The organism is Flammeovirga sp. AWQ4_249 (genome assembly GCF_056161045.1).
In genome coordinates, this window is record NZ_JBSWYJ010000076.1 from 1 (window position 1) to 10,068 (window position 10,068).

Here is a 10,068-nt window from a genome sequence, read left to right on the forward strand (position 1 = left end):
TAGCGGGGACCAGACTCGAACTGATGACCTTCGGGTTATGAGCCCGACGAGCTACCAACTGCTCCACCCCGCACTGTTTTTCTTAAATGCTTGGCAAAAGTAGGGAAATGTTTTTAATAAAAAAATATTATTACCAACTTTATTATAAACAAATGAAAATATGAAAAATTTAAAAATCGATAATTTACTTTATCTGTTCATTATCAGTGTGTTTGTTGTTGTTGGGTGTGGGAATATTAATTCAAAAAATAATTCTCAACTTGAAATAACTGAACATTGGTTTCATTTTCCTGAAGAAGATCATGGTGATACTTTAGTCTTTGTACATGATGAAGAATTAAAAGCAATAAGAGGAGGGAGAATGAATTTCAACTTAATGGCAAACCAAGATTTAGTTTTTGAAGAACAATTAAGTAACGATTCAATGATTTCAAAAAAAGGGCAATGGGAGTGTAATTCTGATAAAAATACATTAACTTTTAAGCTTGAAAATACTACTACAAATTTTTTGATTTTATCTTTAAAAAATAATAAGTTAAAGCTTAAACAAATAAAGTGAATAGTGAGTTTAATAGTAGAAGATAGGAAATACTTAGTCCAGCCGTAGAAATGAAATTTAAAAATAACTTACTAGTCAGTTTGTCAGTCATTTTTTTCTCAGGAGCAATTTATTTTAGTTGTACAAATACTGAGGAAAAGAAATCAACGAATACCGACGTTGTGGAAACACAAAATCCACATGCAGATTTAAACCTACCTTATCCCGATTCAATTTTTGTAGGAACTGAAACATGTCGTTCTTGTCATGAAAATGAATATCATAAATGGAAAGGTTCTGATCATGATAATTCAATGAAGGTTGCGACAGATGAAACTGTACTTGGTAACTTTAATAATGTAACTTTTAAAGGGAATAATGTAACAAGTAAATTCTTCAAAAAAGGAGATAAATTTATTGTTAATACGCAAGGTCCTGATGGTAAGAATCACGATTACGAAATAAAATATACATTCGGTGTTCGCCCTCTTCAAAACTATATGGTTGAGATGGAGCAGGGAAAAATTCAAGTAATTCGTGAAACTTGGGACACAGAAAAGAAGAAGTGGTTCAATCAGCATGATAATTTAGATGATGTCCAACATTATGAATGGTTACATTGGGCCAATGGAGGAGGTAATTGGAATACAATGTGCTCTGATTGTCACTCTACAAACATTCGAAAGAATTATGATTTTGAAAATGATAAATTTGATACTAAGTGGTCTGAAATAAATGTAGGTTGTGAATCGTGTCACGGACCTGGTAAAGAACACGTCGAATTTGTCAATTCTACTGAATTTGAAGAAAAGAAGGACTTTGTTGAAGGATTATTTATCCAACAATTCAGAAAAGGTGAAGATGCTAAAACATTAGTAGAATCTTGTGCACCTTGTCACTCAAGAAGATCTCAATTAACTCAAAATTTTAAATATGGAGAAGGTTTCTATAATCAATTTGCTCCTGAAATTTTAAGAGAGAATATGTATTATCATGATGGACAAATCCTAAATGAGGTATATGTATATGGATCTTTTATACAAAGTAAAATGTATCATGAAGGTGTAAAGTGTACAGATTGTCATGATCCGCATAAAGCTGAATTAAAATTTAAAGACTTAAATAAAGTTTGTGCTCAATGTCATGAACCAAAAGAATATCAAGTAAAATCACATACACTTCATGATAAAGGCAAAGATGTACGTTGTGTTGATTGTCATATGGTTGGAGAAGTCTATATGGGGAATGATTATCGTAGAGATCATAGTTTCCGTATACCTCGTCCAGATTTAAGTTTTAAATATGAAGGTACTCCAAATGCTTGTAACCAATGTCATACTGATAAATCAGTAGATTGGGCAGTCAAGAATTTTGAGAAAATGTATGGAGAACCTCATCATGATTGGAGGGATACTCTTGCATTAGGTAGAAATTATTCAGAAGAATATGTATCTGCTTTAAAACAAATGGTTGATGAGCAAAAAGCACCATTTATTGCTAGAGCTACTGCTGTATATTATTTAGCAAGAACTCCAGGTAACGAATCTATAGAAGCAATTCTTGATGGATTAAAAGATCCTGAGCCATTAGTAAGACTTACAGCTGTTCAAAACTTGTCGCAATTAAGTTTGGATCAAAGAGTAGCTTATTTAAGCCCTTATTTAAATGATCCAATCAGATCTGTTAGAATTTCTACTGCAATTGCATTAGGTGACGCACCTGAAGGTAGATTTAAAGGAAAATGGAAAGTAGCATTTGATAAAGCAACAGCAGAAATGAAAGCTTACTTTCGTCAAGCAAAAGACTTTAGAGAAGGTCCATTTGGCGAAGGTCAATATTATGAAAGAAGAAAAGAGTATAATAAAGCAATTGAGTGTTATCAACAATCATTGAGTTTTGATACTCTCATGAATGAAGCAAGATTTAGCTTAGCAAGAATTTATTCAATTCAAGGTAATGTAAAAGCAGCTGAAAAAGAATTAGATAACGCCATAGCAGTTGATCCTAATTCCGCGGAAGCTTATTATTCAAAAGGTCTTCTTTATGCAGAGTTAAAAGATTGGCCTAATGCAGCTAAAGCCTTAGGTGAAGCAGCTAAATTAAACCCTCAGAATTCAAGAGCCTTTTATAATTGGGGACTTGTATTACAGCAAATGGGGAAAGTAGCAGAAGCAGAAAAAACTTATTTGCAAGGATTGAAATATACTAAACAGGATCCATCTTTAAGGTATGCTTTAGCAGCACTGTATGAACAAACAGGACAAAAACAAAAAGCACAATTATATTGGAAATGGCTAAGAGCTAATTATCCAAATGACCCTCGTTTCAATTAAAATTTTTATATAAAAATAGATAAGGGCTTTGTAGTAAAACTGCAAAGCCCTTATTTTTGATCCAATTATAAACTACAAGTCATAAACAAACACCAAAATCATGAAAGTAGGGATCATTATGGGTAGTCAATCTGATTTAAAAGTAATGTCAGAAGCAGCTCAAGTTTTAGAAGAATTAGGCGTAGAATACGAATTAACTATTGTATCAGCCCATAGAACTCCAGAAAGAATGTTTGAATATGCTACATCTGCTAAGGAAAGAGGGTTAGCTGCAATCGTTGCTGGAGCTGGTGGAGCAGCTCATTTACCAGGTATGGTAGCATCAATGACTTCATTGCCTGTAATTGGAGTACCAGTAAAATCAAGAAATTCAATTGACGGTTGGGATTCAATTTTATCTATTTTACAAATGCCTTCAGGAGTTCCAGTTGCTACTGTAGCACTTGATGGAGCGAAAAATGCAGGTATTTTAGCAGCTAAAATAGTGGGAGCTACGGATGATGTTGTATCTCAGAACATTGAAAAGTTTATGAAAGAAATGAAAGAAAAAGTCTTAACATCAGCCACTGAAGTAGAAACAGAAGGTTGGAAGAATAAGATTTAAACTTAAGTATTAAGTATATATAAGGTCTGCATCGAAAATGTAGACCTTTTTTATTGATTAATATAGAAACTAGAATTTCTGGCAATCTAGATTATTCAAAAAATGATTGTACTATTTTATTTTCTGACTACATATTGATTTCTTAAAATATATTAAACTACTTTTTTGCATTTCGAGAAACATAAGAATCTTAATACCGTTTTGTAAATCTGTCAGTTTTCTTCAATCCAAATTATACTATTTATACAAATTTGTCAGAGTCAAAATGATGATTTCTGTCAAAGTGTCCGCAAAAATCAATTGGCATAGGCATTGTCTAATAGAAAGTGTCTCGTTGAAAAACAGGACGTTGAAAATTGAATTAAAATAAAAAGATATAAACATTTAGAACATTATGGGAAAAATCATTGGTATTGATTTAGGAACAACAAACTCTTGTGTTTCAGTTATGGAAGGTAATGAGCCAGTTGTTATTGAAAACGCAGAAGGTAAAAGAACAACACCTTCTATCGTAGCATTTTTACAAGATGGCGAGCGTAAAGTAGGTGATCCTGCAAAACGTCAAGCTATTACAAACCCTAAAAACACAATCGCATCTGTGAAGCGTTTTATGGGTAAACAATATTCAGAAGTTAGTAATGAGATCTCTCAAATGGCGTATGACGTTGTTGAAGGTCCTAACAATACACCAAGAGTAAAAATTGGTGATAAATTATATACTCCTCAAGAAATTTCAGCAATTACTCTTCAGAAAATGAAGAAAACTGCTGAGGATTACTTAGGATCAGAAGTTTCAGAAGCAGTTATTACAGTTCCAGCATACTTCAATGATGCTGAACGTCAAGCTACTAAAGAAGCAGGTGAAATTGCAGGTTTAAAAGTTTCTCGTATCGTGAACGAGCCAACTGCTGCAGCATTAGCTTACGGTTTAGATAAAGCAAATCAAGATAAAAAAATCGCAGTATTTGACCTTGGTGGTGGTACTTTCGATATTTCAATCTTAGAATTAGGTGATGGTGTATTTGAAGTATTATCAACAAACGGTGATACGCACCTAGGTGGTGATGACTTCGATAAAGTAATCATTGACTGGTTAGCTGAAGAATTTATGAAAGATCATCCAACAATCGATCTTCGTAAAGACCCAATGGCATTACAACGTTTAAAAGAAGCAGCTGAAAAGGCAAAAATTGAGCTTTCTGCAGGTGCTAAAACGGACATTAACTTGCCATATATCACTCCAGTAGATGGTGTACCTCAACACTTAATGAAAGAATTATCTCGTTCAGATTTCGAGCGTTTAGCTGATTCTTTAGTACAAAGATCATTAGAGCCTTGTCGTAAAGCATTACAAGATGCTGACTTATCTACTTCAGATATCGACGAAGTAATCTTAGTAGGTGGTTCTACTCGTATCCCTAAAGTACAAGAGGAAGTTGAGAAATTCTTCGGTAAAAAACCTTCTAAAGGTGTTAACCCTGATGAGGTTGTTGCAATTGGTGCAGCTATCCAAGGTGGTGTATTAACAGGTGAAGTAAAAGACGTTCTATTATTAGACGTGACTCCACTTTCTTTAGGTATCGAAACTATGGGTGGTGTAATGACAAAATTAATTGAGTCTAACACAACTATCCCGACTAAAAAGTCACAAGTATTCTCTACAGCTGCGGATAACCAACCTTCAGTAGAAATTCACGTTTTACAAGGTGAGCGTCCAGTAGCTAGTGGTAACAAGACTTTAGGTCGTTTCCACTTAAATGATATTCCTCCAGCACCAAGAGGTGTACCTCAAGTAGAAGTAACGTTTGATATTGATGCGAACGGTATCGTAAACGTTTCAGCGAAAGATAAAGCAACTGGTAAAGAGCAGTCAATCAAAATTGAAGCTTCTTCAGGTTTAACTGAGGAAGAAATCCAAAGAATGAAAGACGAAGCAGCTGCTAACGCTGATGCAGATAATGCTACTAAAGAGCGTGCTGAGAAATTAAACGAAGCTGACTCAATGGTATTCCAATCAGAGAAGCAATTAAAAGAGTATGGCGATAAGCTTTCTGAAGGTAACAAAACTGCGATCGAAGCGGCTTTAAAAGACTTGAAAGAAGCTCACGCAGCTCAAGATATTGATAAGATTCAACCTGCTCTTGATGCATTAAATGCAGCATGGCAAGCAGCTTCTCAAGAGATGTACCAAGCAACTGGTGGTGATGCTGCAGGTGCAGCTGGTGCTGAAGGTGCTCCTGGTGCAGATCAACAACAAGGTGGTAACGATGCAGATGACGTTACTGATGTTGACTTCGAAGAAGTAAAATAATAATTAACGAATAAGTTAATTAATCGATAAATAGAAGAGGTTTCCTTCATTAATTTGAATGGAAACCTCTTTTTTTTATATTGTGATAGTATATTCTCGCCTTACTTTATAACTTTACCTAGGAACGATACATTATTTTTGAAATTGAATGCATAAAATTACTTCTAAATACATATACCTATTTTATTGTATTTGTTGGATATCAATAACTTCAACTCAAGGTCAATCAGCTAAAGACGAAATACAATTAGCGATCACTATAGATAGTGCAATTTATCATGGTGATGGAAAAACAGTTGATCAATGGATTGACTATGATGTATTCACGCAAAGAGTTTTTAAAAGTTTACACCGACAATCAAATGATTGGAAGGAATATTCCTCTATTTTTAAAGATGAATTAAGGGTTGGTGAGTTACTTGTTGAACAAATTGGTGCAAATGGTGAACTCTCATTTGTAAAAGTACTAGAAGATCGAGATGGAAATACAAATTTATTATATAGAGATTTAAAAGGAGATGGTTGGCTAGACTATAATGAAATGTTATTAGTAAAAAACCATGTAAATCAATGGAATATTGTAGATATCTATTTTTATTCTGGAGGAGTATACTTTTCAGATATTGTTGCAACAATGTTAGCAAAAGAAAACCCAGATTTAATATCAAACCAAAGGTATAAACAATCATTATTGAAGGTTATTGACCTTTTTGAATACAATCAAGAAGGTTTGTATGGAAATACTATTGCTTCCTACGATTCTCTGTCCAACTATTTTAAAAAGAAAAAAAACACACAATTAGCACTTCTTCAAGCTCATGCTTATCAAGGTAATACATCAGAGATGGAAGAGGTGAAAAATAATTATTTAAAAGCATTTCCTGAGGATAAAAGCATTCGACTAATTATGATGGATGTTTACGGTTCTACAGATAATTATGAAATGGCTAATATAATGTTAGAAGAATTATCTCAATTAATTGGTGGAGATGATTATCTATCTCTTAGGGAAGCAGAAATATTATTGTCTTGGGGAAAATATTCGAAAGCAAAAAAGGTATTAAAAAAAATAATCAAAGCAGAGAGTTTTACGACAGAAGCTAGATTACTTTTGATAGATACATATTATGCTGATGAAAATTATAAAGGGATGCTTGAAGAAGTTATTAAAGTTTCTGACGAAGTAGGAGTACCAATTCAAGAAATACTTGTAAGTGAAAATTATAATTTATTTTACCAATCCTCTATTTGGGAAAAATATGTAAAAGATAACAAGCAAAAAAAAGCTCATGATTTAAAGTAAAATCATGAGCTTTTTTATTTGTTGAAGTTATTCTATTAAGCTTTTGCTAATAAAAAATCTTCTACATTTTTATATTCAAGACCAAATGCATCAGCAACAGCTTTGTATACAACATCGCCACTGATAATATTTAAACCTTTCTTTAATTCTTCATTTTCACGACATGCAGTTTCCCATCCCTTATCAGCTAATTGGATAGCATAAGGAAGCGTTGCGTTAGTCAGTGCAAGAGTTGATGTGTATGGTACGGCACCTGGCATATTTGCTACACAGTAATGCATTACACCATCAACTTCAAATACTGGTTCAGCGTGAGTAGTTGGTTTAGTTGTTTCAAAGCAACCTCCTTGGTCAACAGCAACATCAACTAAAACAGCACCTTCTCTCATTGTACTAAGCATATCTCTTGTAATAAGATGTGGAGCTTTTGCACCTGGAATAAGAACAGCACCAACAACCATATCTGCATCTTTAATTTCCTCACGGATATTGTGTTCAGAAGATACCATTGTTTTTACATTGGCAGGCATAATGTCATCCAATTGACGTAATCTATATAAATCAATATCCATAATCGTTACGTCGGCACCCATACCAGCTGCAATTTTAGTTGCTTGAGTTCCTACAATACCGCCACCAATTACAATTACTTTGGCTGGTTTTACACCAGGAACACCTCCAAGAAGTATACCTCTTCCTCCCATTGGTTTTTCTAGGAACTTAGCCCCTTCTTGAGTAGCCATTCTACCAGCAACTTCTGACATTGGTATTAATAAAGGTAAGCTTCTATCTGCTCTCTCTACAGTTTCATATGCTAAACAAACCGGTTTTTGCTCAATCATTGCTCGCGTTAACGGCTCATATGAAGCAAAATGGAAATAAGTAAAAAGAAGTTGATCCTTTTTGATTAAAGGATATTCCGCTTCAATCGGTTCTTTTACTTTCATAATCATTTCTGCAATTGCATATGTTTCTTCGATGGTTGGAAGTAACGTTGCACCTACAGCAGTATATTCTTCATCAGAAAATCCACTACCAATACCTGCAGTTGATTGTACATAAACAGTGTGTCCTCTTTTGATAAGCTCTTTAGCCCCACCTGGAGTTAAAGCTACACGGTTTTCGTTGTTCTTAATTTCCTTTGGAACGCCTATAATCATGACTTTAATGTGTTATATGAGTATGTGCTATAAAAAAATAGGTCTTCCCTTATGTGTATGGAAGTAATGTGTGTTGCAATATATAACGGGAAGTTGAGTTAATTAATGTTTTTAAAATATTTTTTTGTTTTTTTCTTTAAAATGTATGTTTTGTTTCGAAATGGAATAAAAAAATCCTCATATACAAAATAAAAAGTATATGAGGATAAATATTGATTTCTAGAATATTAGTAACCTAAAGATTGATTTTCAACGGATGCTTTTTCTAGTAATTTAGAATATTGATCTGCAGTTACATCTTTAGAGAAATAACGAATAGGATTTACTTTTTTCTTTTTATGAATTACTTCATAGTGTAAATGAGGTGCAGTAGAAGAACCAGTACTACCAACTTCACCAATTTTTTGTCCTCTAGTAACTTTCTGTCCTCTTTTTACATAAAATTTAGACATGTGAGCATACTTAGTGACATATCCAAAACCATGATCAACTTCTATTTCCCATCCATAACCTCGGTTAGATTTTCTTGCTTTAATAACTTTTCCATCACCTGTTGCATAAATAGGAGTTCCTTTTGGAGCTGAGAAATCAATACCAGTATGCATTTTCTTTACTTTAAGAATAGGGTGAATTCTCATACCGAACCCTGATGCTAATCTTTTTAAATCTTTATTATCTACAGGTTGAATAGCAGGAATTGCAGCCATCATCTCAGATTTATTTAGAGCAAGGTCAACGATCTCATCATATGACTTTGTCTGTCTGTACATTTGTCTTTTTAAATTATCTATTTTAGACAAAGTACCTAAAATCATATCTTCTCTAGCAAGCTTCTTATCTAATAAGTCTTGATACTTTTGACTACCACCAGTACCAGCTTGACGAATCTCTAAAGGTATTGGTTCAGCTTCAAAGATGACTCTGTATATTTTATTATCTCTATCTTGTAAAGAGGTTAACATTTTACTCGCGTCCTCAACTTCTTTTTCTAATAATTTATGAGAGTATAGAAGATCGGCCTTTTCTTTTTCTAATCTCGCTTCTTTAGCCGAAGGGAAATATTTTATATATATAGCCGAAAAGAAAAAGCCAAATAAAGAACAAGCAAATAGAAGTCCCGTAATATTGATAAACATATCAAATGGGGAAGTTCTTATTCTTTCGTATCGACAAGTTTCAGTATCGTAATAGTATTTTATTTTTGCCATAGTTCTATTGTGGAATATGTATTCCAAATACTTGAATTACAAATATACATAAAAAATCAATATGATTGATTGTAATCTATTTCTCAATATACTTTGAAATTAACGTGTTATACTTTCTAAATATTATATCAAGATAACATAACAATATTTTAATCAGTTCAAATTTTATCCACAATGTATTGAATATTGAAAAAGTTGATTAAGTAAATCACTTGATTCCAGTCTGTTATCTGTTTGTTGATTTTTATTTAAAATAAATACACTAAAAACCTCTTGCATTTAAAAAACCTTCTATTACCTTTGCACTCCCTTCAGCAAACGGCTAAGGAAAAAATATGACGTAAAAGAAAGCTTTCAGAGTTGATAATCAGTTATCTAAATGAGTTTCTAAATAAAACAAAATAGATATTGCAGATTAAATTTCCTTTCTTACCTTTGCACTCGCCTTTAACGGAAGGCATTTTTAAAACATCAATTTGATGTAATAAAAACAGAGTGTTGTGAGAATGAAAATTGACTCAAAAAAAACTTCAAAATTTTTTCAAAAAAGATTTGGAAGTTAAAAAGAAAAATTCTTACCTTTGCACTCGCTTCTGAAAAACGAGGCAGCT

The 10,068-nt window shown here is 33.1% G+C and carries 7 protein-coding genes and 1 tRNA gene; 5 read left to right on the plus strand and 3 right to left on the minus strand.

The genetic code is table 11. The annotated features are described in order from the left end of the window. Positions 1–73 (minus strand) — tRNA-Met (locus ACXAHM_RS25500). 87 nt (positions 74–160) lie between these two features. Here ACXAHM_RS25500 and ACXAHM_RS25505 point away from each other — a divergent pair. The 5 genes from ACXAHM_RS25505 (at position 161) to ACXAHM_RS25525 (ending at position 7,089) form a co-directional block, all read left to right on the plus strand. Continuing rightward, on the plus strand, positions 161–559 hold the full coding sequence (locus tag ACXAHM_RS25505) for a hypothetical protein (protein WP_474966848.1): 399 nt from the start codon (positions 161–163) through the stop codon (positions 557–559). 80 nt (positions 560–639) lie between these two features. Then, positions 640–2,871, plus strand: coding sequence for a tetratricopeptide repeat protein (locus ACXAHM_RS25510; RefSeq protein ID WP_474966853.1), 2,232 nt, complete (start codon positions 640–642; stop codon positions 2,869–2,871). A 100-nt stretch (positions 2,872–2,971) separates the two neighbouring features. Beyond that, a complete protein-coding gene (purE, locus tag ACXAHM_RS25515) occupies positions 2,972–3,475 on the plus strand; it encodes a 5-(carboxyamino)imidazole ribonucleotide mutase (RefSeq protein ID WP_474966857.1) in 504 nt (167 codons plus the stop codon). 394 nt (positions 3,476–3,869) lie between these two features. Continuing rightward, complete coding sequence (gene dnaK / locus ACXAHM_RS25520; RefSeq protein ID WP_474966861.1) at positions 3,870–5,786, plus strand: molecular chaperone DnaK; 1,917 nt, start codon at positions 3,870–3,872, stop codon at positions 5,784–5,786. Positions 5,787–5,934: 148 nt separating this feature from the next. Then, a complete protein-coding gene (locus ACXAHM_RS25525; protein ID WP_474966865.1) occupies positions 5,935–7,089 on the plus strand; it encodes a tetratricopeptide repeat protein in 1,155 nt (384 codons plus the stop codon). Positions 7,090–7,124: 35 nt separating this feature from the next. On the opposite strand, the gene ald is transcribed toward ACXAHM_RS25525, so the two are convergent. Together ald and ACXAHM_RS25535 are read right to left on the minus strand one after the other, a co-directional pair. After that, a complete protein-coding gene (gene ald, locus ACXAHM_RS25530; RefSeq protein WP_474966868.1) occupies positions 7,125–8,249 on the minus strand; it encodes an alanine dehydrogenase in 1,125 nt (374 codons plus the stop codon). A 227-nt stretch (positions 8,250–8,476) separates the two neighbouring features. Next, positions 8,477–9,457 carry a M23 family metallopeptidase gene (locus tag ACXAHM_RS25535; RefSeq protein WP_474966871.1) on the minus strand — a complete coding sequence of 327 codons (981 nt, stop codon included), beginning with the start codon at positions 9,455–9,457 and terminating at the stop codon, positions 8,477–8,479. Positions 9,458–10,068 lie beyond the last annotated feature (611 nt).

Bases quoted from the DNA above. Each gene is read 5' to 3' on its own strand.
- ACXAHM_RS25505 (WP_474966848.1), top strand. From the start codon at position 161: ATGAAAAATTTAAAAATCGATAATTTACTTTATCTGTTCATTATCAGT.
- purE (WP_474966857.1), top strand. From the start codon at position 2,972: ATGAAAGTAGGGATCATTATGGGTAGTCAATCTGATTTAAAAGTAATG.
- dnaK (WP_474966861.1), top strand. From the start codon at position 3,870: ATGGGAAAAATCATTGGTATTGATTTAGGAACAACAAACTCTTGTGTT.
- ACXAHM_RS25525 (WP_474966865.1), top strand. From the start codon at position 5,935: ATGCATAAAATTACTTCTAAATACATATACCTATTTTATTGTATTTGT.
- ald (WP_474966868.1), bottom strand. From the start codon at position 8,249: ATGATTATAGGCGTTCCAAAGGAAATTAAGAACAACGAAAACCGTGTA.
- ACXAHM_RS25535 (WP_474966871.1), bottom strand. From the start codon at position 9,457: ATGGCAAAAATAAAATACTATTACGATACTGAAACTTGTCGATACGAA.